18 protein-coding genes are annotated in these 22,887 nt (G+C 46.2%); 6 read left to right on the top strand and 12 right to left on the bottom strand.

Annotated features, from left to right (window positions below; genetic code table 11):
• Positions 1-61: 61 nt before the first annotated feature.
• Positions 62-4,297 (bottom strand): PAS domain-containing protein, encoded by a 4,236-nt coding sequence (locus tag E5S67_RS12800; RefSeq protein WP_172187704.1) that lies wholly within the window; start codon positions 4,295-4,297, stop codon positions 62-64.
• A gap of 844 nt (positions 4,298-5,141) precedes the next feature.
• Between E5S67_RS12800 and hemG the strand changes: the two genes are divergently transcribed.
• Positions 5,142-6,602 carry a protoporphyrinogen oxidase gene (hemG, locus tag E5S67_RS12795; protein WP_172187701.1) on the top strand — a complete coding sequence of 487 codons (1,461 nt, stop codon included), beginning with the start codon at positions 5,142-5,144 and terminating at the stop codon, positions 6,600-6,602.
• 117 nt (positions 6,603-6,719) lie between these two features.
• On the opposite strand, the gene E5S67_RS12790 is transcribed toward hemG, so the two are convergent.
• The 5 genes from E5S67_RS12790 to E5S67_RS34390 form a co-directional block, all read right to left on the bottom strand.
• A complete protein-coding gene (locus E5S67_RS12790) occupies positions 6,720-7,412 on the bottom strand; it encodes a response regulator transcription factor (protein ID WP_172187699.1) in 693 nt (230 codons plus the stop codon).
• Positions 7,413-7,517: 105 nt separating this feature from the next.
• Positions 7,518-9,722 carry a tetratricopeptide repeat protein gene (locus tag E5S67_RS12785; RefSeq protein WP_172187697.1) on the bottom strand — a complete coding sequence of 735 codons (2,205 nt, stop codon included), beginning with the start codon at positions 9,720-9,722 and terminating at the stop codon, positions 7,518-7,520.
• 425 nt (positions 9,723-10,147) lie between these two features.
• On the bottom strand, positions 10,148-10,315 hold the full coding sequence (gene psb34 / locus E5S67_RS12780) for a photosystem II assembly protein Psb34 (protein WP_015177107.1): 168 nt from the start codon (positions 10,313-10,315) through the stop codon (positions 10,148-10,150).
• A 69-nt stretch (positions 10,316-10,384) separates the two neighbouring features.
• Complete coding sequence (locus E5S67_RS12775; RefSeq protein WP_172187695.1) at positions 10,385-11,416, bottom strand: thiazole synthase; 1,032 nt, start codon at positions 11,414-11,416, stop codon at positions 10,385-10,387.
• Positions 11,400-11,909 (bottom strand): CdiA C-terminal domain-containing protein, encoded by a 510-nt coding sequence (locus E5S67_RS34390; RefSeq protein ID WP_172187693.1) that lies wholly within the window; start codon positions 11,907-11,909, stop codon positions 11,400-11,402. The genes E5S67_RS12775 and E5S67_RS34390 overlap by 17 nt, the downstream gene beginning before the upstream one ends.
• Before the next feature lie 45 nt (positions 11,910-11,954).
• Here E5S67_RS34390 and E5S67_RS12765 point away from each other — a divergent pair, with 45 nt between their 5' ends.
• Entirely contained in the window at positions 11,955-12,656 is a 702-nt protein-coding gene (locus tag E5S67_RS12765; protein ID WP_172187691.1) for a Crp/Fnr family transcriptional regulator, read from the top strand.
• Positions 12,657-12,827: 171 nt separating this feature from the next.
• On the opposite strand, the gene E5S67_RS12760 is transcribed toward E5S67_RS12765, so the two are convergent.
• The 4 genes from E5S67_RS12760 to E5S67_RS12745 form a co-directional block, all read right to left on the bottom strand.
• On the bottom strand, positions 12,828-13,160 hold the full coding sequence (locus E5S67_RS12760) for a cupin domain-containing protein (RefSeq protein ID WP_172187689.1): 333 nt from the start codon (positions 13,158-13,160) through the stop codon (positions 12,828-12,830).
• A gap of 107 nt (positions 13,161-13,267) precedes the next feature.
• Positions 13,268-14,047, bottom strand: coding sequence for an SAM-dependent methyltransferase (locus E5S67_RS12755; protein WP_172187686.1), 780 nt, complete (start codon positions 14,045-14,047; stop codon positions 13,268-13,270).
• A 264-nt stretch (positions 14,048-14,311) separates the two neighbouring features.
• Positions 14,312-15,889, bottom strand: a complete 1,578-nt coding sequence (locus tag E5S67_RS12750) for a cation:proton antiporter (RefSeq protein WP_172187684.1) — start codon at positions 15,887-15,889, stop codon at positions 14,312-14,314.
• 19 nt (positions 15,890-15,908) lie between these two features.
• Positions 15,909-16,847: a DUF389 domain-containing protein gene (locus E5S67_RS12745; protein ID WP_246276757.1), complete on the bottom strand. Its 939-nt coding sequence runs from the start codon at positions 16,845-16,847 to the stop codon at positions 15,909-15,911.
• A 522-nt stretch (positions 16,848-17,369) separates the two neighbouring features.
• Here E5S67_RS12745 and E5S67_RS12740 point away from each other — a divergent pair.
• The 4 genes from E5S67_RS12740 to E5S67_RS12725 all read left to right on the top strand — a co-directional run bounded on the left by E5S67_RS12740 (position 17,370) and on the right by E5S67_RS12725 (position 18,680).
• Positions 17,370-17,780, top strand: coding sequence for an MAPEG family protein (locus E5S67_RS12740; RefSeq protein WP_172187680.1), 411 nt, complete (start codon positions 17,370-17,372; stop codon positions 17,778-17,780).
• Positions 17,781-17,959: 179 nt separating this feature from the next.
• Positions 17,960-18,142 (top strand): hypothetical protein, encoded by a 183-nt coding sequence (locus E5S67_RS12735; protein WP_172187678.1) that lies wholly within the window; start codon positions 17,960-17,962, stop codon positions 18,140-18,142.
• A complete protein-coding gene (locus tag E5S67_RS12730) occupies positions 18,111-18,473 on the top strand; it encodes a hypothetical protein (RefSeq protein ID WP_172187675.1) in 363 nt (120 codons plus the stop codon). Before E5S67_RS12735 ends, E5S67_RS12730 begins: the two co-directional genes overlap by 32 nt.
• A 51-nt stretch (positions 18,474-18,524) precedes the next feature.
• Positions 18,525-18,680: a hypothetical protein gene (locus E5S67_RS12725; RefSeq protein WP_172187672.1), complete on the top strand. Its 156-nt coding sequence runs from the start codon at positions 18,525-18,527 to the stop codon at positions 18,678-18,680.
• Positions 18,681-18,773: 93 nt separating this feature from the next.
• On the opposite strand, the gene murD is transcribed toward E5S67_RS12725, so the two are convergent.
• Together murD and glyS are read right to left on the bottom strand one after the other, a co-directional pair.
• Complete coding sequence (gene murD / locus E5S67_RS12720; protein WP_172187670.1) at positions 18,774-20,126, bottom strand: UDP-N-acetylmuramoyl-L-alanine--D-glutamate ligase; 1,353 nt, start codon at positions 20,124-20,126, stop codon at positions 18,774-18,776.
• A 416-nt stretch (positions 20,127-20,542) separates the two neighbouring features.
• A complete protein-coding gene (gene glyS, locus E5S67_RS12715; protein WP_172187668.1) occupies positions 20,543-22,723 on the bottom strand; it encodes a glycine--tRNA ligase subunit beta in 2,181 nt (726 codons plus the stop codon).
• Positions 22,724-22,887 lie beyond the last annotated feature (164 nt).

Genomic DNA, 22,887 nt, shown 5'->3' with positions numbered 1-22,887 from the left:
TTTTAGAACCTTTAATTAGATTATCATTTTTCTCGTGCGACTACCAATTACCAATTACCAATTACCTCTGCCGAATTGGAATCTCGATCGCGAATTCAGTTCCCCCTCCCGGCGCGTCCTTGCAGCCCAGCGTACCCCCGTGTCTTTCCACCACAATCTGATAGGAGATAGACAGTCCCAAACCTGTACCTTTGCCTACTGGTTTAGTAGTAAAAAACGGGTCAAATACCCGAGATTTAACAGACTCTACCATTCCCGACCCGTTATCTGAAATTGCGATCGCAACCCGATTGTTATCCAAAACCTCCGTGCGAATGTGAATCCCTGGTAATGCGTCGCAACTTAAAGGTAAAGTCGGAAAATCTTGCCGTTCCGCATCCGAAGAACTCACCAATTCTAACTTTCTATTCCTGACATCTGCTAAAGCATCGATAGCATTATTTAAAATATTCATAAACACTTGATTTAACTGTCCGACGTAGCACTGTACTGGTGGCAGTTTCCCATATTGTTTAACTATTTCAATCTGGCGGTTTCTGCCATTTTCTTTAAGTCTGTGCTGCAAAATCAACAGAGCACTGTCTATTCCTTCGTGGATATCAACACGCTTAATATCTGATTCTTCCAGGCGGGAAAAGTTGCGCAAAGACAGAACAATTTGGCGAATCCGATCGGCTCCGGTTTCAATTGAAGTCAGCAAATTCGGGAAATCCTCTTTCATAAACTCGAATTCTATTTCCTCCGCAAACTCCGCGATAACAGCAACAGGTTTCGGGTAATGTGCTTGGTACAAACTGCACAGATCCAGCAAGTTTTTAGCATACTCGCTAGCGTAAATGATATTACCGTAGATAAAACTGACAGGATTATTAATTTCGTGAGCAATTCCCGCTACTAGCTGTCCCAAACCCGACATTTTTTCCGCTTGAATTAGTTGAGCTTGAGTCCTGCCTAATTGTTTCAATGTTTGCTCTAGCTGGCGATTTTTCTGTTTTAATTGAGATTCGGCTTGTTTGCGCTTGGTAATATTGCGGGCTAGAATAATAATTTGATCTGAATTAAACGGCAACAGTCTGGCTTCATAAGTTTTTTCTTCTTCCGACATAGAAAGCGAATACTCTATGTCGATTGAATTTCTTGTTTCGGAAATTTCAAAGATTGCTTGGGCAAATTGGCAGGCGACATTGTGTGGCAATATGTCTGTCATTCGTTGACCCATAAAATGTTCGGGAGGTACGTATAAATTTGAGGAAGTACCTGACAAATAATCCACGATTATACCGTCAGCATCTAGTCGAAAATACAAATCAGGCAAAGCGCGAAAAACTGCTTCTAACTCTAAAGTTTTTTGGCGCAATGCTTCCTCGGCGTAGTACCGATCGCTAATATCAACAATCACCCCATCCAAACAGCAAACGTTCCCATCTGCGTCGAACACAGGAGAACCTTTATCCCACACCCATTTAACCGTGCCGTCTGCTGCTAGCAAGCGGTATTCCAAGTTATAAGAGTGTTTGTTTTCTATTGCTTGCTGAATAGTGGCTTCTACTTTTACCAAGTCTTCCGGGTAAATAATGCTAGCAAAAGCCCTACCTCCCCTGTTCAAAGGCGAAATAAAATCGGCAGCAGGGTAGCCCGTTAGTAAGTAAACGGCATTGCTAATAAAACTTGTCGAAAAATCGCATTGCCAGCGATAAACTACTCCGGGAATATTCGCGACCAAAGACCTAAATCTGGTTTCGCTCCGGCGCAAAGCTGCTTCCGATTCATGGCGTTCTGTAATATCGCGAGCGAAAGCTAGCACTGCAAATATATTGCCTTCAGCGTCGCGCAGTGGAAGTTTTTGGGTGTCAAAAATATGTACTGAACCGTCTGCAACAGTGGCCTCCTCGCAGGGATTGTGGATGATTTCGCCTGCGAGTACAGCAGAGTCGTCTGTGCGGAATCCTCGGATATTTTTGTCTAAATTTCCAAACACTAGCTCTTCTGAAAATCCTAATTCTAAATCGGATTGGGTAATGATTTCTTCTACTGTTTGATCAATTGCTTGAGCGAAACTCTTGTTTGCCAAAATATATCGAAAATTTTTGTCTTTGGCAAAAATCCAGTCGCTGGTTTTGTCTATTACTGTGCGCAGCAGTTGTTCGGAACGTTCGGTTTTTTCCAAAGCTACCTGCAGTTCTACTTCCAGGCACTTGCGAGCAGTAATATTTTCAAAAGCAACGCCGACGCAGTTGTTGGGTAATGGAAAAGCTTTAATAGAAAAAGCGCGAGTTATTCGGCCGCCTTCATCGCAGTCAATATCTTCAATTTCTACGGCTTTTTGGCCCAGAATTACCGAAGCAAATGCTTGCGGAATGTTTTTCGATCGCAGGTGGGGAAAAATCTCGTCGATTGTCATGCCCAAAACGTCGGCCATTTCTAATCCGGTAAACAGGGTAGCAGCGGGATTCGAGGCGATCGCCCTGAGGGTGCTGTCATCGTCTATGTTTTCTAAATGGTAGACGTACAAACCAATTTGCATATTCTCGACAATTTGGTCGTAGAGGCGCACGCTTTCGTCTACCTGCCTGCGTTCGGTGATATCTTCAGTAATACCTAAAACGTACTGAGGACGGCCTGCCGCGTCGAGAATTGGCACTTTGCGGGTGTGCAATATTCTCATACCTTTGTGGCGAGTTTGAATCGGCTCTTCGGCTATGTCTTTAACAGTAGATTGGTTGTGCTCACCGGTCAATATTTCCCTGTCTTGAGCGGTGAAAACATCAGCTTGTTCTTTGGGGTAAATATCGTAGTCATTTTTGCCGATCGCCTCTTGAGAGGTAACACCTGCGATCGTTTCTCCCGCTTTATTCCACAGCACAAATTTCAGCGAAGAAGCATCTTTAGCAAAAACTCCCACAGGCAGATTTTCTACTACGGAATTGAGGAACCCTCTAGCTGATTTTAATTCAGCTTCTGCACGCTTGCGTTCGATGCCTAAAGCGATGACATCGGCAACCGATGCTAAAGTTTCTTGAAAAGGTGTTGTCAGCGGCTGGCTGCTGATAATTACCATGACTCCCACCAGCCGTTCTTCGACTATTAAAGGGTAGCCGGCGAAGGTGAGAATTTGCTTGGGGATTGGGCAATTGTCCGGCTTGTGACTGGTGTCGATCATTGCTACTTCGGAACTGTGTGCCGCTGTTTCTTTCGCGGATTCTTCCTCGGGAAGTCCAAAATTATTCAGTTCAAATCCGCAGTCAAATTCCGGTTTTTGCTGTTTGGCGATCGAGTTAACCTTAGTTTCAATAAAGCTAGCCCGATCGTCTGTGCGGCCGTAGATTCCCGAGGCTGCTTGCAATTCCCAAACATTATATTGAGAGTTGAAAGTCCAAATTTCAGCAGAGGCGACATCGAGATTCCGCACCATTGCCTCGCAGCAGGGAAGCAGGATATCTTGAGGGTGTTTGGTGAGGGCAATACCGACATCGGCTACCATTGCTGTGAGGCGAGAAGCTTGGGCTTTTTCTGCTTCCAACCGTTTGCGATCGGTGATATCTTCCACCAAAGAAAGCACGGTAAAAGTCTCGCCGCTGCGAATAATCGAGTTGAACCAGCGACACCAAATTACCTGTCCGCTTTTAGTATAATTGCGGTTAATTGAAGTATTGCCGTTGCCGGTGGCTAGTTCGAGTTCGATCGCGCTTACAGCGTCTCTATCTTCGTCGCAAACCAAATCTAAATCGCCGAACTGCTTGCCCATCATATCATCGGATGTCCAGCCAAAGATTTCCTCGGCGCGTTTAGACCACTGAACGATCCGAAAATCTTCATCCCAGCCCACCATTGCCAGGGGAGTGTTAGCTGCATTCAACAACAGTAAATGGTTCGATCGGCGCAACTGTTGAGTTTTCTTCTGCTGCCAGCGGTAGTGCCTGGTGATATCTCTACCGACGCCCAAAACCCGCATCTGGTTGCTAGAGGCATCCACCGCTGGCGTGTAAGCAGTTTCGTAAATTTTAATCCCGCCGTTTGCCGCCGTAACCTCATGAATTGCCAGCCTTTTTTCCCCGCTTATAAATACTTGTTGCAGGCAGGAATCAACCTGCAAGATTATATTTTTAAGAGCAGCATTATTGGGATATAATTTTAATAATTCCTGATTAGTTTTGTTGACTATTTCAGCAGGATCTAATCCCATCCAAGCAGCAGCAACAGGATTTATCGATAGGTACTTTTGCTGTCGATCGCACTCTAGGAAAGCATCAACAGAGTTAGAGAAAAAAGACTGAAACGAGTTGATAACTTCCTGCATGGGTATTTTTTCATGAGAAAAGCTTAGGAGTGTGGAAACCTCGTGTCTTTAGGCTCATATGTTGCACCATTTTCAATAAGTTTTTATGGGCGGGATCTCCTGCCCACCCCACAAGAAATTAACTCTTTGCTTAACAGGCCGGAAAGCCTGTTCTTAAGAATGGTGGAAGATATGAGTAGACCGGGCGAGGAAACACACATCAGGCAGTTTTAACCGCCTTGAATATTAATTATTGTTACAGGGAGACTACTTGGTCGCTTAATACTTTTGTGATCTACTTTCCACGGGACAATTACCGTTTCAAACATTTCACCCGCGATCGCATAGCAGCTTGCACTTACACCCATATTTTTGATAACGTCATCAGTTAAGACGATAGGTGGTCAACTCTCTCTTTTGATTAGGGCAGGAAGCCCCATCTTTTCAGAGCGGGGTGCTGACTTGCAAGTTAAGCTGTAAAATTTTCCTAAAGTTAGTTTAACCCACTCAAATCTTTTTGCGCACTTTACTGCTGCGTTTCCTAGTGCAATTTTCGGCACAGTTCCCTATCATACAAAAATTTTCAATAAATAGTATTTTTGGAAATATAGCTTAATTAGAGCATCTGCTCTTTTTTTAAACCAGACCCAGCGGATACAAAACGGAGATGGGGAGAAGGGGAGACGGGGAGAGGTTAATCGATAACCTTCGAGAAAAATGCTTGAGAAATGCGGGATAGCTTACCGATTCCCCATTCGCAATTCCCCATTCGGTAATCTGAAAGCGGTTTTGCAGTACGCTCCGCAAAGAACGCAAGCCGTGCAAAGCCATGTAACATAAAGATTGCGATATTTTTATATGTAACATGGAACTATTAGATACCTTGATTGTGGGTGCGGGTATTAGCGGTTTGAGTTTGGCGCACGCACTTCACAAGGAAGCAACGAGTGCATCCTCGCTGAAGATTTTAGTCGCTGAGAGTCAGGGACGTGTGGGCGGGAACATCACAACTGTGACAGCGGGGGGGTTTCTCTGGGAGGAGGGCCCGAACAGTTTTTCGCCGACTGCGGAATTGATGAAGTTGGCTGTGGATGTGGGATTGAAGCAGGAGTTGATTTTTGCCGACCACAAATTGCCTCGTTTTGTTTATTGGCAAAATAAGCTGCAACCGGTGCCGATGACTCCACCGGCGATGATTCAGTCTCAGTTGCTGAGTTTTCCGGGAAAACTGCGGGCGTTGTTCGGGGCTTTGGGGTTTGTCGCGCCGGCAATGGGCGATCGACTTTCGCAGCAGGGTGACGAGGAAACTGTTTCTCAATTTTTCCGCCGTCATCTGGGGACGGAAGTGATGCAGCGGTTGGTGGAACCTTTTGTTTCTGGGGTTTATGCCGGAGATCCCCAACAACTTAGCGCGGCGGCGGCTTTTGGGCGGGTAACGAAGATGGCTGATGTGGGTGGCGGGCTGGTGGCGGGGGCGCTGCTTTCTGCTAGGAAAAGACCGAAGAAAATGCCCGCAGACCCGAATGTTCCTAAAACTAGGCCGGGGGAGTTGGGTTCGTTTAAACAGGGGTTGAAGGCTTTGCCAGAGGCGATCGCTGCTCAATTGACCGATCGACTGAAACTCAACTGGCAATTGACTCGCCTCCAGCGTACAGAACGCGAAACTTACATTGCTGAATTTTCCACGCCCGATGGGCCCCAACAAGTTGAGGCGCGCACCGTGGTTTTGACAACGCCGGCTTACGTTACAGCCGATTTGTTGGGGCCTCTGCAACCGGAAGTTAGCAGCGCTTTACAAACTTTTACTTATCCTACTGTTGCCTCCGTTGTACTAGCATACCCACAGTCGGATGTCAAGGGAAAATTAGTAGGTTTTGGAAATTTAATTCCGAGGGGGCAGGGAATTCGCACTCTGGGGACGATTTGGACATCGAGTTTATTTGCCGATCGCGCGCCTGCTGGTTGGCAAACTCTCACGAGTTACATCGGCGGGGCAACAGACTCGGAAATTGGCAATCTCGACTCAGAACAAATCGTTCGGGAGGTGCACCGAGATTTGTCTCGCATTTTGCTGAAACCAAATGTGCCACAGCCAAAAGTTTTAACGGTGAAGCTGTGGAAGCGGGCAATTCCTCAGTACAATCTGGGGCATTTCGATCGCCTGCAACAAATCGATCGGGGCTTAAAATCCTTGCCTGGGGTGTATTTGTGCAGCAACTACTTTGGCGGCGTGGCTTTGGGAGATTGCGTGCGCAGGAGTTTTGAGCGTGCGCTAGAAGTGCGCGAGTATTTGCAGAACCAGGAATCAGATACTCGATCGATCTGAATTATTGCGTGGGGAGAGCGGGTTTACAAATATCGAGTATGTTAATCAGAGATATTCGTGAACCCGCCCCTATACAGCCTTCTGCCTTGTGTTCCGGCGGACGTTTGGCGAATGCTACTAGGTTGTTGGCTCAAACTTGTAACCCACCCCCCGGACGGTTTGAATCATCGATATTTGAGTGGCATCTGGTTCAATTTTGCGGCGAATTTGACCGATATGAACATCCACCACGCGATCGGCTCCTACATACTCGTAGTCCCACACTTCATGCAGCAATTCCGATCGCCTCCACACGCGACCGGGTTTGCTGGCCAAACAGTACAACAGGTCGAATTCTAAAGCAGTCAAAGCAACTATCTGACTGCCGATAATTACCTCGCGGCGAACCGGATCTATTAGTAGCTCTCCAAAGGTAAGACTTTGTTGTTCGGCGGGAGTAACAATGCGCTTGCGCTTTAAAATTGCTGCCACGCGAGCTCCAATCTCTACAAGACTAAAAGGTTTAGTAATGTAGTCGTCAGCACCTTCGGCAAACCCTTTCATTTTGTCAGCTTCATCGGTTCGGCTGGTCAGCATCAACACAAACACGCCCGTGCGTCTTTGCATTTCTTGACACAGTTTGTAGCCAGTAGTATCGGGTAAATTTACATCTAGAACTACTAAGTCAGGATTGAGTTGCTCAAATAATTCCAGACCAGTCTGACCGTCCTCGCCAGACTCAACTTGATAACCTTGCTGGCTCAAAAAACGCTGAATTAAATTTCGGATTGCCGGGTCGTCATCAACCACAAGGATTTTTACAGGGGCCATGACCACAAGTTTGCTTGAAGAATTTGGCAAGAATATTCAGCCATAATAATAGAAAACTGGATACAAATCTCGAAAAAATTGAGCTTTTAATAGTTATAGCCATATTTATAACCTACGCAAGATTTCAGGCAATAAATCTCCGGGAACTTTGGATAAGGCTAAATTTTGGCCAGGCAGCCCACATTCACTATAGAAAGCTCTAATCGTTTTGACAATATAGCTCAATGCTGTTTGCCGGGAATCAGCAGCTTGGGAGTTTGCCGGGGCTTGCAGGTTGAGTTTATCCCCATATGTTAACCCTTTGTCCTTGAGATGTTGTCCCCATTCGGCGCACACTTGCAACTGGTGGTGCAGGGCTGCTTCTAAATGGCTTGTCTGTGCGGCTTTGTTGAGGGCGAAATCTGGGTCTGTGGCTAGTTGATAGTGGGCTAGTCCGAGATTGTTGCGGGCGGCCAAGGTGTCAAAGGTGAGTTGCGTTCGATCGATCTCTCCGGCGATATCCAGGGCGGCTTCATAGGCGGTAATCGCCTGCTGCAAAGATTCCGTCCGCGCCTGTTTGTTCTGAAACTGGTTCGCCAAATGCCAATAAGCGGTACCGAGATTATTGTAGGTGGCGGCTGCTGCTGCGGGTACTAATTCTCGGGTGCGGTATTTCAATGCTTCGCGGTAGGCCTCAATCGCCGTGACTAGCAGGGGTTCTGAGGGTTCGTGCTGGGCGAGGTTCCAGTAGGCGGTACCGAGGTTGTTTTGCACTCCGGCATAGTTGAGGGGTTCTCGTTGGGGACTGTAGCAGGAAAGGGCTTGGGTGTAAGCTACGATCGCGCTTTTGAGGTAGACGATCGGCTGACCATCTTGGGCTAAATTCCAGTATGCTGTCGCCAAATTATTCTGAGCAGCAGCGTACTGCTGGGGTTCCGCGGCGGGGTCTAGATCCTGCAGCGCTTGTTGGTAAGCTGCAACTGCTTGCTGCAAGTTCTCTGTCTTGTCTCGATAGCGCGCTAAATCTGCCGAAGCGATTCCCAAATTTTTGTTTAATCTAACGCGGGTTTGGGGTGCGCTCTCGGCATCTGTTCGCCTCAAACCTTCAAGGTAGAGGGCGATGCTGCGTTCGAGGCAGGATACCGGATCTGAGGCGTTATGCTGCGTGCGATCGCGCGACAGCATCCAGTAAAGAGTGCCGAGATCGTTGAGCAGATCGGAAATTGGCGGTAGGCTGTAGGACTGTTGGGCGTACTGAGTTAAATTTTGTGTCAATTGGGCAATCAGCCGGGCGCATTCTTCGGTTGGTGGTTGATTTTGCTGCGAGTTGGCGTCAAGTTCGAGGTACGCAATCACTTGTTCGATCGCGCCAATGGCGATTGTCACGTTTTGCTCTGAAGCGTCTCCGCCCAGAATGCGATCGCGGTAGTAATTCCCCAAACTGTGATAAGCCAAAGCCAATGCTTCGCAACAACACTGATGTTCTTGCAGCAGTTCGATGTATTGCAAGGTTTGCAGCGGCAGAAAATTGTCCTCCGATGCGGCATTATTTTCTGCTTCCAACTCCTGCGAGGTCGCTGCTAGCACCAAATCTGCCAGTTCGACGGATTTAGAATCTGGCGCTGGGGATGGGGAATCGGGAATTGGGGATGGGGAATCGGGAGTTGGGGATGGGGAATCGGGAATTGGGGATTGTCCAGACAGAAAAGATATTACAAGTTTGTCGCCGGAGTCTCCGTTGTCCTGACAGTTTCTCAAATCTTTGGAGTGCCCGAAGTCTCCCTTAGCTGGAGTTGGTTCGCCTTCAAACTCAAATACTCCGGTTCGCCAGTGCCAAAATTCCGGGGCCGACTGCTCGATCGAACTCAGCCAAGGGCGCGACACCCACAGCAACAGAGTAGACTCGCACAATTGCAGGTGTGCTTCGATGTCCCTCAAATAGCTCAGGAACGACCACTGCACGGATGCTGAGTGCCTGGTCAGGTGTTCTGCCCCGATAATTTGGAATCCCGGCAAACGGCTGTAGCTGCCCCTGTTTTGGGGCGGTGGGTGTTGGGTCAGCCACGCGGCGATCGAAGCCCAAGGATTTGGATCGCTCAAGTCGAGTTCCAAACTGACAAATCGGGGGTAGTCGATCGGGGAGCGAGGATTGGAGCCTGCGCTCTCTGCAACTAATTCTGCCTGCAAGCGGGCTGCCAGACAGTCCCGCAAGCACAAGTCGTCGCAGGCGGCAATAAAAATTTGACGGCGTAAATTGAGGTCGATCGCCTGTTTCAAGCGTTGGTAGATCAGCTTGTTGGAGCTAGAAACTTTTTGGGAAGGAATAGACATCAGAGTCTGGCGATTTTAGATTTTAGATTTTGGATTGTAGATTGTAGATTGTAGATTGTAGATTGTAGAGTTGAGAGTTGAAATCTCGATCGCTCATAACTCGCAACTAAGCCCCGAAGGCAGTCAATCGCACCGGTGATGACCAAAGGATTGTAGATTTTCAATTGGCAATTTTATATTGGTGACGCACCCGTCGGATTAATTGCAACCTAAGTCCCCGATCCCGACGGCAGAGAGGAAAAAACCTAATTTCTGCTTGTGTTATTTAGCTTTCCAGCTCGCTTGGCACGCTTCAGGATTGTTGCAACTACCTGCTTTGTATTGAAACACAAAAACCATGTTTCCATTGGTTGGAAAACATGGTTTGCTGAAGGATTATTTAAAATTGCGATTTGATGAAGCAGCTTTGAGTCTCAGCCCAGCTTTTAGACGGAAGCAGCCACGAACACCAAACCAGCGACCAACATGGCTGCTGCAATTCCCATGATGATATAGTTCCGCTGCTGATTTTTGTTGGGAGGTACGGCTTCATACACCTTCGGCTCTTTAGCAAAGTTGTTCAGGCGTCCATCGTCATCTTTGATGTAAGGCATCAGTCACAATCCTTAATATTTTTGATGTTTACAACTGTACCAAAAAAGCGCCCAGGAAAATTCTGCCATTTATTTGGAGGTGACAGTGCCTGTTTGGGGAGAAGAGGCGATCGCGTAATCTTTGATCGGCATTCTGCCTGCTAAGTACGCTATCCGGCCCGCTTCTGCTGCCATTCCCATTGCTTTTGCCATTGCCGGGGAATTTTGGGCATTGGCGATCGCGGAATTAATCAAAAGTGCATCGGCTCCCATTTCCATTGCTTGAGCCGCTTCGCTGGGCGTTCCGATCCCCGCATCGACAACCACAGGAACCTTTACCGTCTCAATAATTATTTGAATGTTGGCGGCATTGTTGATCCCTTGTCCCGAACCGATGGGCGAACCTAAAGGCATGACTGTCGCACAACCGACTTCTTCGAGGCGTTTTGCCAGCAAGGGATCGGCATTGATGTAAGGCAAAACTGCAAAACCTTCTTTAACTAATTGTTCTGCGGCTTCCAAAGTGCCGATCGGATCAGGCAGCAAATATCTAGCATCGGGAATCACTTCTAATTTGACAAAATTATTGTCTTCTTGCCCTAAAAGTTTCGCCATTTCCCGGCCTAAACGAGCTACTCTAATCGCCTCATCCGCAGTTTGACAACCGGCAGTATTTGGCAGCATCCAAATTTTAGTCCAATCGAGAGCCTCTGCCAATCCTTCATGGCCCGGAGCATTTGTTTGCACTCGCCGCACCGCCACGGTAACAATTTCGCACCTGCTAGCGTTGACACTTTGCTGCATTTCTGCCATGCTGCGATATTTTCCCGTCCCCGTCATCAAGCGAGAATGAAAAGTTTTGCCTGCAATAACCAGAGGTTTGTCTAAAGGTGGCGTTGCTGTGTCTACTGGATAGCCAAAAATACTGTACTCAAGTGCCTCTTCCCACTGTGTTCTGCCACCCATCATCTCTTCAAGCTTCCAACCTTCTTCTATTGTGAGATCGTCGTGGCTAACAGCATATAAAATTTGCCCTACAGTAATTAATTTAGCATCTCGCGGCATATTGTTCTGCAATCCCCGCGCTACAATCTCTTTAAATTCGCTAAAATGATCTTCCATTGTTCCACTCTTCCCTTGTGATGATTTGAATTTGTTCGCTATTAACAACAAAAAATATTTTTTGAATTTGCTTTTCGGTATCCCAAAACAGAGCTTGTTTGATGCCAGCGTTAATTTTCCCGACATCATAATTTTCTCGATTGATGTGAAAAACAACGGCTGATGCACCTTGCTTTTTGGATCTACTGATGCCTTCTTGCACTCGGTCTCTGATGTTTTGAGTCTGTTCAGTCAACTCCTTAAATTCGCAAATCTCACCGTCAATCTGAGCGTCTGGTGTTCTCACACCTTCTGCTGCTTGCTCGCTCAACATTATAACTCTCTTCCCTATTTTAGCCAAAACTTCAGCTAGAAAGATTTCCGAATTATTAAGATTGTGTTGTTGGTGAATTAGCACAAATCCGCCAGCTATCTCATCAAAATAATATCGCCGATATTCTGGTTCTGCATTTTCGTAGATGGCTCTGCTTGTCTCGATATATTCTGAATTCACCGTTATTATACTCTCAATAGACTCCTAGCGGGTAGAGTTAAATGTATGAAAGCAACTGTTGAGCAACTGGCTAAAATTGGAATATTTGCCAGCTTAAACCGAACTGAATTAGAGCGATTGCAAGAACATACAGCAATTCGGACGTACCGACAGGGAGAAGTTGTAATGTATGAAGGCGATCGCATCCCCGAAAAATTATACACTCTTTTGAGCGGTTCTCTGCGGGTTGCAAAAACAGCGGCGGCGGGCAAAGAAACAATTCTCCGCACTTTATTTCAGGGAGATATTTTTGCCGCACCTGCTTTGTTAGGCAACGGCATTGCCCCCGCAACGGTGACGGCAGAAACTGATGTGCAAGTTCTTACCACAGAACGGGAAGTTTTGCTAGCAGCTCTTCGGGAAAATCCCGAGATTGCTTTGCGAATATTGGCGGTTTTCAACCAGCGGTTGCAGCAACTGCACGAGACTGTGCACGGGTTGGTGTCGGAAAGGGCGATCGTGCGGCTGGCCCGATTTATTCATTACTTTGCCGTCGAGCAAGGTACGAAGATTGCTGATAATAGTGTATGTTTAGAAAAACGTTTTCCCTACTATCAAATTGCTCGCAGCATTGGGATTACCTACGAAGAATGCGTGCGGTTGTTTAAGAAACTCAAGCCGTTTGTCTCCTACAGTCGAGGGGGTAAAATTATTGTATTGGATTGGGAAAAATTGGAGGATATCGCCTCTGGAGATGAAATAGACTAAATGTTAAAATGCCAATTTTTGTAGGCGGCTTTCACAAAGAATACTTGATTGCAACTCACTATCTATATAAACCCGCCCCGCACAACCTGTGAATCGGGGCGGGTTTATGAGATTATTGATTTTAGGCAGTTATGGTTGGTAAAACCCGCCCCTACAGCAATATTTAGGGAATTAATTGACTTCAGAAAGTGTCAAAATAAACGCCAATTTTTCTTCAGCTTTCAAAGCGTGGAGTGCTTGACCTGGCATGAAGGCAAATACCCCCGGTTCCAAAACAATATCCTTTCCTTCCCAAGTCAAAATACCCTTTCCTTCGATGACATTAACCGTGGCATTTCGTGCCGAAGTGTGCTCCGAAATTTCCGTTCCTACGGTCATACAAAATAAACTGTACTGACAATTATTGTCTTTGACTAAAATTTTGCTCAACACTCCGGCGGGATATTCAATTGTGTCTCGGAGTTGGATTGCTGAAGATTGTAGCTGTAAAAGAGTAACAGTCATAGTTTTTGACAATCAATTAATTTAGTCAGAAAGCCCCGAATTTATCAGTGGCTTCACTATCTTCAATCGACAATCGACAATCGACAATCGAAAATCGATTGACTCCGTTAAGTTGTTTTTTTTGCAGAGATAACGATGTAGCCTAGATCCTGTTGGTAATGCTGGAAAACTCGACGCATTGCTAAGATACGATCGCGAATCTGCGATCGGCTTAATATATTCCACAAAATCCGCACAGTACCCACAAACCCTTCATCTTGCAGCATTCGCGGCAAGTTGAGGAGCCCCATCGCCCCGGTTTGACACTTTTCTACTTGCAAACTCGCGTTTTCGTAAACAGCAATCCAGCCAGACTCCGACAAAGGCGTGGAATTAACCCGAATCACTTCTGATAAAGCTTTGTGAATTTCAGATTCTCGGTTTCTAGCTAAAAGTTCGTGAGAGAGAAACTTGCCGCCTGGTTTTAAACGATCGCAAATTCCCGATACAATTTTAGCTTTCCCTGACGGCGACTGCATTGTCAGGATAGCTTCAGCCAAAACCCAATCAAACTGTTGGGAAATCCGATCCAAGTGAAAAATATCTCCTTCCACAATTTCCACTCGATCGCTCAAACCGGCTGCTGCAACATTAGCACGAGCGCGGGCCACACTGTCGGGATTTTTCTCAACTCCCACTACTTTTACGCCAAAACGTTCAACAAGGGCGATCGAACTATATCCAAAACTAGGAGCCAACTCCAAAACAGTCTCCCCAGGCTGAAAATCCGCCCATTCAAATAACTGTTTTGTAGCAAGTTTCCCCCCCGGTCTCAGCATTCTCTTACCCGCCGAGGCCAGAACTTCATGTCCGGGTGCAGTCTTAAAATTGAGAGCAGTATTGGTCATTAAATTGACCTCCTATTTAACCTTACTCTCAGTTTGTCAAATTCTCCCAAATCTTTCTATGATCTAGCTTATATTCACATTATCGTAGGCTGACGCACGCTACAATATCAGGAATTATACCATGTCCGCCCATCAACAATTAGGACTGTTTTTGATTGCCAACACGGAATCTAACAAGGAACGAGAAATTTGATGGTTTTAGGACTTACGCAAAATTTCCACATAAGCGGGACAATCACGGGGATTATCCCTACAAACACCCTATTAAGAAACAATTTTCTCATGCCGCTCTTTGAAACATTGCTGCAACACAGAAGCAGGGAGCTCATTCAATTGACCCGATCGCACAAATTCAGCATAAGTATCAGCCTCTATTGCCTGCAAATCCCCTTCGAGTTTGTCGATAGTCATCTGCCGCAGTTCAGGAGATCGATCGTACATTTGGTTGATTTCTGCTTGCAGCAAGTTTAATTTTTCTTGAAGCTGACTCATGAGATGATTGGAAAACTCAGGCTCGATTTTACGATCGCCCGATACTTCAGATAGATACTTGAGAACCCGATTGAGAGCAACACGTTGGGCGATCGCCTCCAGATACTGCTGGCGCAACTCCTGGTTGCTCAACAACCCCAATTTTTCCAGCAGCGCCTTGGTGGTTAAACCTTGTACTAGCAGCGTAAATAAAACTACCCCAAACACGATCGCAATAATTTCTGGTCGATCGGGCAGAACATGGGGTACGCTCAAAGCTAAAGCAATCGATACAGAACCCCGTAATCCTCCCCACCAAATTACAGTTTGATCGGACAATGAAATTTCAGAGTTTCCTAACCAATTGCTCAACCATCCTAAACCAAAAATAGCGAGCGCTCGCGTCACAAACATCGCCACTACAGTTATGCCAATCACTCCTAAATTCGTTCCCAAATCAGCAAACCTCATCTGATCGCCAATCAGCAGGAACATGATCGAATTTACAAAAAACGCCAAAAAATTCCAAAATTGTGTTACCGCAAGTCGGGTACTGGGTTGCATACCAATCTGAGAGCCAAAATTGCCAAATATCAAGCCCATCGTCACCACCCCAATCACCCCTGAACCGCCCAATTCCTCCACAATTATATAAGTACCGTAGGCGGAAACTAAGGTTAACGATTGCTCAACCAAAGGTAAATCAAATGGTTGAGTTAGATAAGAAACTCCAAAACCGATTAAAGTGCCGACAACAACCCCAATTCCCACAAAAGCTAAGAAACGCGCAATCAGATTTGGGATGCCAACGTCATCAGTCCCTAGAGAGAATCCCACCAAAAAACTAAAGGCAACAATAGCAATGCCATCATTAAATAAACTCTCACCCTCCACCAGTAACGCTAAGCGTTTTTCAACTCCCAATTCCCGGAACAATGCAATTACTGAAACAGGATCGGTAGCAGATATACTAGCTCCTACCAACAGGGCGATCGCTAAAGAAACTCCCGCTATTTGGCTGAGAGCAAAAGCCACGCCAGCAACAGAAATAACAACACCCAAAACCGCATAAAGAGCGATCGGCACTAAATCCCGCTTGAGTTTAGGCCATTCCAGATTCCAAGCAGCTTCAAACAAAAGAGGCGGCAAAAAAATCAACAAAATTAGTTTCGGTGAAAGCGTCACCAGCCGCACATCTATAAAAGCCAAACCCAACCCGACAATTACTAACAGCAGCGTGTAGGGAATTTTGCTCAGCCACCCAAAGATTTGCGGCAACGTTGCCACAGTTAAAGAAACCGCTAGCACTAAGAGAAATTGCTTCAGATTCCCCTCGATCGTCACTTGGTTAATTAGAGCTTCTGGGGTCATACAATTAGGGCTAAAATAGTTAAAATTTCGGTTTTGATCCGGACTTATTCAGGGTTGAGCGCCGCACTTCTTCAACTTGACTGACTTGAAAAATCAGGGTAAATGGTTGACCCATTTCTTTTTCGACAAATGCTTCTAAAAGCTGCACCTGTTTGGGTGTCAAAGCTTCGCTGCTGCGAACACTCAGACGAACTTCCGGCGGTTTCGCCAACCAGTTAGTATCGCTTTTAATCATTTCCACTCGTTGAAAAGTGATAGTTCGGTTAAGCAATGCCCGCTTCAGACTGGCTTCTAGTTGCGCTTGCTCGATCAATTCCGCAAAACTCACCCCCAGAGGAATCACAAGTATAGTCGTCAATCCTAGCGCCCACAAGAGGGCTTTACCGGCGCGATGCAGGGGCGTGTAGCCGGCCATTAAAGAGGTTAGCATACAGGAAAGAGTAATCCCCAGCAAATTAGTAAGATACAGGAGGCTTGCTCCCAAACTGAGCGACCAATTAGCTTGAGATAAGCCTAAACCTATAACACAAATTGGCGGCATGAGAGCCACGGCGATCGCAGTTCCCGCCAGAGTAGCAGAAACTTTGGGCTGAACTTTCGCATAACCACTGATTCCCCCAGCGGCGATCGCAATTCCTAAGTCTAGTAATGTAGGTTTAGAACGAGCTAGAACTTCGCTCCCATAGCCGGGAAGTTGTACCAAAGCTCCCAAAAAACAAGCTAGAAAAATTGCTAGCACCGTCCCAACTGCTAATGCAATTAAACCTTTGCGGAAGAGGAGAACGTTACCTTCTACCGCTCCAAATGCTAACCCTCGGATTGGCAACATCAGAGGCGCGATTATCATAGCACCGATGATAACGGCGGCACTGTTGGCAAGCAGTCCAAAGGTGGCAATTATACAGGAACCGAGAATTAAGACAAGATAGTTAATATCTAGGGTTGATTCTTCTAACAAGTCAACTCGTATTTGCTTTAAATGCTCTCGAGGAATCCGGCTCCTGGTGAAATATTTAAGACGGTCTCGAATATTGTTGAGCAAAATAATCTCCTTAAGTCGGGGGCTTCTATCCCTATGCAGGTGCGGTCAGTCGATTTTAGATTTTAGATTTTAGATTCGAGATTTTAGATTTACTCCCCAAATTTTAGATTTTAGATTTTAGACTCGATATTTTAGATTCGAGATTTTCAATTTACTCCACAGATGAATCTGGGAGGTAGAATAAGAGTCTAAAATTTGGGGTGACTCACGAGAAGAGTCGGCGGCTTGTCTCCCTGTGCAGGTGCAGTCAAAAGAATCAAAATCCCAGCCAGCAAGTTTTCGAGGATGTCCCAGAACTATAAAGCAATTGCCGCGCCACTAATACCCAGCAGTTGCATCAAATCGCCTGCCGTGAATGACGGGAGGGAGATGAATAACGCGATCGGCAATAATTGATTTATAATCAAGATATATACTCCACCCCAATAATACCGAATCATGCTCGCAGAAGCAAACGCGACACTTTGGCCTAGTCTAATTACTGTTTCAGCATTAATTCTCTACTTCGTTGTTACCATCAACGTTGGCAGAGCTAGATTCAAACACAAAGTTTCTCCCCCGCAGATGACAGGAAACCTAGACTTTGAACGAGTGTTGCGAGTTCAGCAAAATACCTTAGAGCAAATGATTCTATTTTTGCCCTCGCTGTGGCTGTTCTCGCAATTTATCAGCCCAATTTGGGGTGCTGCTATCGGCGCAGTTTGGATAATTGGACGCATTTTGTTTGCTTGGGGTTACTATCAAGCTGCCGAAAAAAGAGCGGCAGGATTTGGCATTAGTACCTTAGCTACTTTAGCTTTGCTTGGTGGTTCCCTAACTGGCATAATTATGTCGCTGCTGAAGGTTTGAGCATAGCTTCCGATCGACATAATTGTTTTTCTACTCGTTTCCAGGCTCTGCCTGGTAACGCAGATCCGGAGGCTCTGCCTCCAATTTTCCTGCTGAAAAAGCGAGGCAGAGCCTCTCGACAGCGGTTCCCAGGCAGAACCCGGGAACCAGTTATAATGTAATAAATGTTAGGAGTGAATATGTCAGAAACCAACAAACCCGTATTTGAAATTAACCCGAAACTTTTTCAGCAGCTTGTCGAGTGGCAAGAAAAACTTGAACGAGAAGATGAATTAGCAAGCGAGTCAGAAAACGAGAAACCAACTGAGGTAAAAACTCCTCCCGACAGTGATGAACAGCATTCTCAAACAGATAATTTCTAGCTGGTGGCTAGCAGCATCTTTTGGATTTCCGGCTGCTGTCTCGGCTCAATCGCTGACACCCAGCCAAATTCAGCAAGTCAATAGTGGTTTGTTTCGTTCTAACTCTCAAGATTTCTTTCAGCAAGGCTATCGGCAACTGGAAAGGGAAATCGCAATTTTGTTGCAAAAAAGTGTCACTTCCGAAGGTCAGATTCTGGAGATTGATGAAAAATTGCGCTCTCAGATTTGCAGCGAAGAATTAAAAATATCTTCGCGCAACTTTGATAGAGTAAGCGCTACTCAGGTTGCCAGTTTTAATGCACAACTGAAAGAGATTTGCAGGCACAATTAAAATAAAAATGAGGTAAAAATTAAAAGTTTCGTGTTAATGGATAAAGAAGCAATGACCAAATTGAAACTAGCAATGCTGGAAGCGGAAACGGTGGCTCAATTGGCGGCGATTATTATTGATTATACTCATGAGGAAATGATGCTAGTTTTTGGCGAGCTAGAATGGGAACAGCAGGCTAGAATTAAGGATATTTGGAAGACAGTTTGAAGGCTTACACATCTATAAAGTCGCAGCTCCCGGGGCAGGACACGGCATTGCCGTGTCCCTACAGATATCGCGTGCGATGATCTATATCTAGCTCTACTCTTTAGCAAGCGATTCGAGACACAATTGACGGAAATGATCGCCCCGCTGCTCGAAGTTTTGGTATTGATCGAAGCTAGCACAAGCTGGCGAAAGCAGCACTACTTTAGCATGATTTTGTCTGCCTAATTCTGCGGCTCTCGGGATTGCTCGTTCCATTGTTTCGACTATTTCCCAAGCATGGTAATTTGCTTGTGCGAGCCGATCGCCAAAAAGACTCGCTGCATCCCCAATTAACAGCACCGCAGCAGCTTTCGCCTTGATTGTATCAATCCATGCGCGATCGTCCCCTTCTTTGGCGTCGCCGCCGGCAATTAAAATCGCCGGTGCACTAACAGAAGCCAACCCGACTTGGGCCGCGTCATAATTAGTAGCTTTGCTGTCGTTGATGAAATCTATGCCTTCCCAAGTGCAGATGTGTTCGAGGCGGTGCGAAACTCCGGGGAATTTAGCGATCGCCCGGGCGATCGCACTTTTATTTATCCCCGCCAAATTAGCCGCCGCCACCGCCATTAACAAATTCTGCAAATTGTGTTCTCCCACCATCCGCAAAGAATCAGCAGGCAGAATTTTCTCGCTTTGAGCTATTACCCAACCGTTTTCGATGTACGCTCCAAAAGTGCGATCGCCCAACAGTTCTTTTTCACCTTTCACACTCGTCCAACACGCATCCGGCCAAATGTCAATTCCTTGCTGGCGCAAATAAGGATCGTCGCCGTTGATTACTTGCAATTCAGACTTTTTGAGCAAATGCGCTTTAATGTTGTAGTAATTTTCTAAAGTTTTATGGCGACTGAGGTGATCCGGCGTCAAAGTCGTCAAAACTCCGATTCGCGGCGCTACAAACGGCGAGGATTCTATCTGATAGCTGCTAATTTCTGCGATTACCCAATCCGGCTGTTTTTCGGCTAAAGCTAATTCACACGCAGCATAGCCAATATTGCCGCAAGCGGGAGCGTAAAGCCCGGCTTCTTCAAAAATAGCAGCAATTAAAGCAGTAGTAGTAGTTTTGCCGTTAGTGCCCGTAATTCCCACCCAAGGAGATTTGAGGTAACGCCATGCGAGAGCCATTTCTCCTATTGTTTCAAGGCCTAACTCTCTGGCGCGCGCTAATGCTGGACTGTCCCAGGGAACGCCCGGACTTACTACTATTAATTCTATAGATTCGACTGGTTCAAAAGATTGACCTAGCTCAACATGAATTCCTTCGTTAGCGAATTCCTGTTGCTGTTCGAGCAAGCTTGGGGAAGATGAGCGATCGCTCAGCGTTACTTCCCATCCTTCGCGTTTTAGCAGTCTGGCGGCGGCAATTCCTGATTTTCCTAGTCCAATGATATGAGCGATCGGCATAAGTTGTGTGTGTGATGGAGCGAACTTCCCTGGTTTTATAAGTTTATATCTTAACCTTGCATAGGTTTTTGGCTATTGGCCATTTTGCTTATTTTTTAAGAGAGCGATCGAACTCTGCTGAGAGGCGCGCGATTTCGCAATAATTCTAATAGATTTACTTTTTTTATTGGTAACCTTTAAGGTTATTTCGATCGACATTTTTAACAAGTACGTTTCTCAAGTTTGCCCCTGTCCCGCCAGGGGTTGAAAACCCCTGTCTAACAGCTAAAGTCAGTTTTAGCTGACTAAAAGTCTAGTATGTATGGCTTTGAGTCCTCATAGCGAGGACTTTCGCTTTCAGACGGGGGTTGAAACGAACGGCAAACTGCGGGCAAAGGTGGAATCTGCGGGCCCAGAATATTCAGGTGTTGTCAATTCTAACTTTTGACGATCGCCCCAAAGTCAGCCAACACCCGCGCGTGATTCCGCAGCAAACCCAGTAAATTCAACCGATTTTGCTTAATTTCCGGGTCGGAGTCCATCACCAAAACGCTTTCTGGCCCGTCGAAAAAGTTGCTGACAGTCGGAGCAATCTCAGTCAAGCTATCTACTAATTGCTGGTAATCGCGAGTTTGTTTGGATAGCAGCGTTTGCGGCACTAACTGCACTACTGCATCGTAAAAAGCTTGTTCAGACGACTTTTGAAATAACTCCGGTTTCACCGCCGTTTTCGGTTCCAATTCTACTTTATCTAAATCACCTTGAGCCGCCAAACGAGTTGAACGGTTGACTGTTTCGTAAATCAGATCCAAAGTCTGGTTATTGCGGATTTGTTGTAGGAAAAGCGATCTTTCCAGTGCGTCCAACAAATCTCTCAATGCTCGTTCAGTATATTCTGGGTCGTTTTCTCCCAAAACTGCATTTACCAAATCGTAATCTACATTCTTTTCTTCTTGCAACAAAGTCCGAATTCTTTGTAAGAAAAAATCGTATAACTGATCCAGCAACTCCGCCGATGTTTCCGGGCGCGCTGCGGTAAATTCGGCAACAACTTCTGCGAGCAACTGGTGCAAGTTGACTGGCAACTCAGCAGCCCAAATAATGTTAGTTATTGCATTGGCTGCGCGGCGCAAAGCAAAGGGATCGGATGAACCTGTCGGCAACATTCCCAAGCCGAAGATGCTGACTAATGTATCTAATTTGTCTGCTATTCCGACAACTTGACCTGTCAGAGTTTGCGGCAAATTATCGCCAGCGCCTTTGGGCAAATAATGTTCAAAAATCGCTGTGGCTACTGCTTCCGGTTCGCCGCTTGCTAAGGCGTATTTCTGCCCCATGATTCCTTGCATTTCGGGAAGTTCGTAAACCATTTGGGTTACGAGGTCGGCTTTGCAAAGCAATGCTGCTCTTGCTATGTAAGCTTGTTCTTCGGCTGTGATTTGCAGTTGATTTGTGATGAGGCTGGCAATCTTGCACAGCCGATCGACTTTTGCGCGTACAGTCCCCAAATCTTCCTGGAAAGTAACTTTTTCCAACTTGGGCAAATATTCCTCTAGAGGCTTTACCAAGTCTGCTTTGTAGAAAAACTGACCGTCTGCCAATCTCGCCCGCACTACTCGCTCGTTACCTGCAGCTATAATCGCCGCTTTAGCCGGGTCGCCGTTGGAAATTGTAATAAAATAGGGCAGAAGTTCGGGAAAATCAGGGCTTTTGAGGATAGGAAAATACCGCTGGTTTGTAACAATAATTGTGGTAATTACTTCCGGCGGCAATATCAAAAATTCCTCGTCAAATTTGCCGACAACTGCGTTCGGCCATTCTACTAAGTCGGTGACTTCTTCTAACAAATCTTCGGTAATGTCGGCGTAACCGCCTTGTTTTGTTGCTGCGGCTTCTACTTGTGCTTTAATTTGAGTTTTGCGCTGCGTTCGATCGACCTCCACGCAAGCAGCCCGCAGACACTCGACATAATCCTCGGCTTGCGGAATCGAGACCCCCCCCGTCCCCCCCTTGCCAAGGGGGGGTGTAGGGGGGGTGTATAACACCCGGTGTCCTTGGGAAATTCGATCGCTATTGACCGTATCCGAACCGCTCACCAATGTAATTGGCAGTACAGTATCATCCAACAGTGCCACCATCGATCGAATCGGGCGCGGAAACTTCAAATCTCCGTCGGCCCACCGCATAAATCTTTTGCCTTCTAACTTATTAATCCACTGCGGCACAAGTTCTGCCAAAATATCCGCACTCATCCGCCCCGGAATCTTTTTGAGCACAAAAACAAAATCGCCTTTATCGGTAGCGCGAACTTCCAAAGCATCAATTTCTACGCCCTGCTTTTTCGCAAAACCTTCCGCTGCTTTCGTCGGTTTGCCATCTTTAAAAGCGGAACTCGCCGGCGGCCCTTTTACCTCTTCTTCTCTATCTAATTGCTGAACTGGCAGTCCTTTCACCAGAACGGCCAAACGCCTCGGAGTAGCGTATACATTAATTGATTCATTTGTCAAGGATTCTTCTGCCAGACTTGCAGGTACAAGCCGCTGCCACTGCTCGACGCTGCCTTTGACAAAAGAGGCGGGCAATTCTTCCGTACCGAGTTCTAATAAAAAGTTAGCCATATAACAGTTTTAGGTGTTTGTGTCAATAGGCAATTAATCTGCCCGTTCAATCATTACAAAAGTTACCGATCGCCAGTTAAAAAAAACCTGCAATTGCGATCGCGATAACCCAAATACAGAATTATTTTAGCGATGCGCAAGTCCTATTAGATCCAAAAAAGAAT

The sequence above is a fragment of the Microcoleus asticus IPMA8 genome (genome assembly GCF_013179805.1).
Classification (GTDB): Bacteria; Cyanobacteriota; Cyanobacteriia; order Cyanobacteriales; family Microcoleaceae; genus Microcoleus; species Microcoleus asticus.
The sequence above is the reverse complement of the archived record's forward strand: the minus strand, read 5'-3'. Positions and strand labels throughout refer to the sequence as shown.

Bases quoted from the DNA above. Each gene is read 5' to 3' on its own strand.
- E5S67_RS12800 (WP_172187704.1), bottom strand. From the start codon at position 4,297: ATGCAGGAAGTTATCAACTCGTTTCAGTCTTTTTTCTCTAACTCTGTT.
- hemG (WP_172187701.1), top strand. From the start codon at position 5,142: ATGGAACTATTAGATACCTTGATTGTGGGTGCGGGTATTAGCGGTTTG.
- E5S67_RS12790 (WP_172187699.1), bottom strand. From the start codon at position 7,412: ATGGCCCCTGTAAAAATCCTTGTGGTTGATGACGACCCGGCAATCCGA.
- E5S67_RS12785 (WP_172187697.1), bottom strand. From the start codon at position 9,722: ATGTCTATTCCTTCCCAAAAAGTTTCTAGCTCCAACAAGCTGATCTAC.
- psb34 (WP_015177107.1), bottom strand. From the start codon at position 10,315: ATGCCTTACATCAAAGATGACGATGGACGCCTGAACAACTTTGCTAAA.
- E5S67_RS12775 (WP_172187695.1), bottom strand. From the start codon at position 11,416: ATGGAAGATCATTTTAGCGAATTTAAAGAGATTGTAGCGCGGGGATTG.
- E5S67_RS12765 (WP_172187691.1), top strand. From the start codon at position 11,955: ATGAAAGCAACTGTTGAGCAACTGGCTAAAATTGGAATATTTGCCAGC.
- E5S67_RS12760 (WP_172187689.1), bottom strand. From the start codon at position 13,160: ATGACTGTTACTCTTTTACAGCTACAATCTTCAGCAATCCAACTCCGA.
- E5S67_RS12755 (WP_172187686.1), bottom strand. From the start codon at position 14,047: ATGACCAATACTGCTCTCAATTTTAAGACTGCACCCGGACATGAAGTT.
- E5S67_RS12750 (WP_172187684.1), bottom strand. From the start codon at position 15,889: ATGACCCCAGAAGCTCTAATTAACCAAGTGACGATCGAGGGGAATCTG.
- E5S67_RS12740 (WP_172187680.1), top strand. From the start codon at position 17,370: ATGCTCGCAGAAGCAAACGCGACACTTTGGCCTAGTCTAATTACTGTT.
- E5S67_RS12735 (WP_172187678.1), top strand. From the start codon at position 17,960: ATGTCAGAAACCAACAAACCCGTATTTGAAATTAACCCGAAACTTTTT.
- E5S67_RS12730 (WP_172187675.1), top strand. From the start codon at position 18,111: ATGAACAGCATTCTCAAACAGATAATTTCTAGCTGGTGGCTAGCAGCA.
- E5S67_RS12725 (WP_172187672.1), top strand. From the start codon at position 18,525: ATGACCAAATTGAAACTAGCAATGCTGGAAGCGGAAACGGTGGCTCAA.
- murD (WP_172187670.1), bottom strand. From the start codon at position 20,126: ATGCCGATCGCTCATATCATTGGACTAGGAAAATCAGGAATTGCCGCC.
- glyS (WP_172187668.1), bottom strand. From the start codon at position 22,723: ATGGCTAACTTTTTATTAGAACTCGGTACGGAAGAATTGCCCGCCTCT.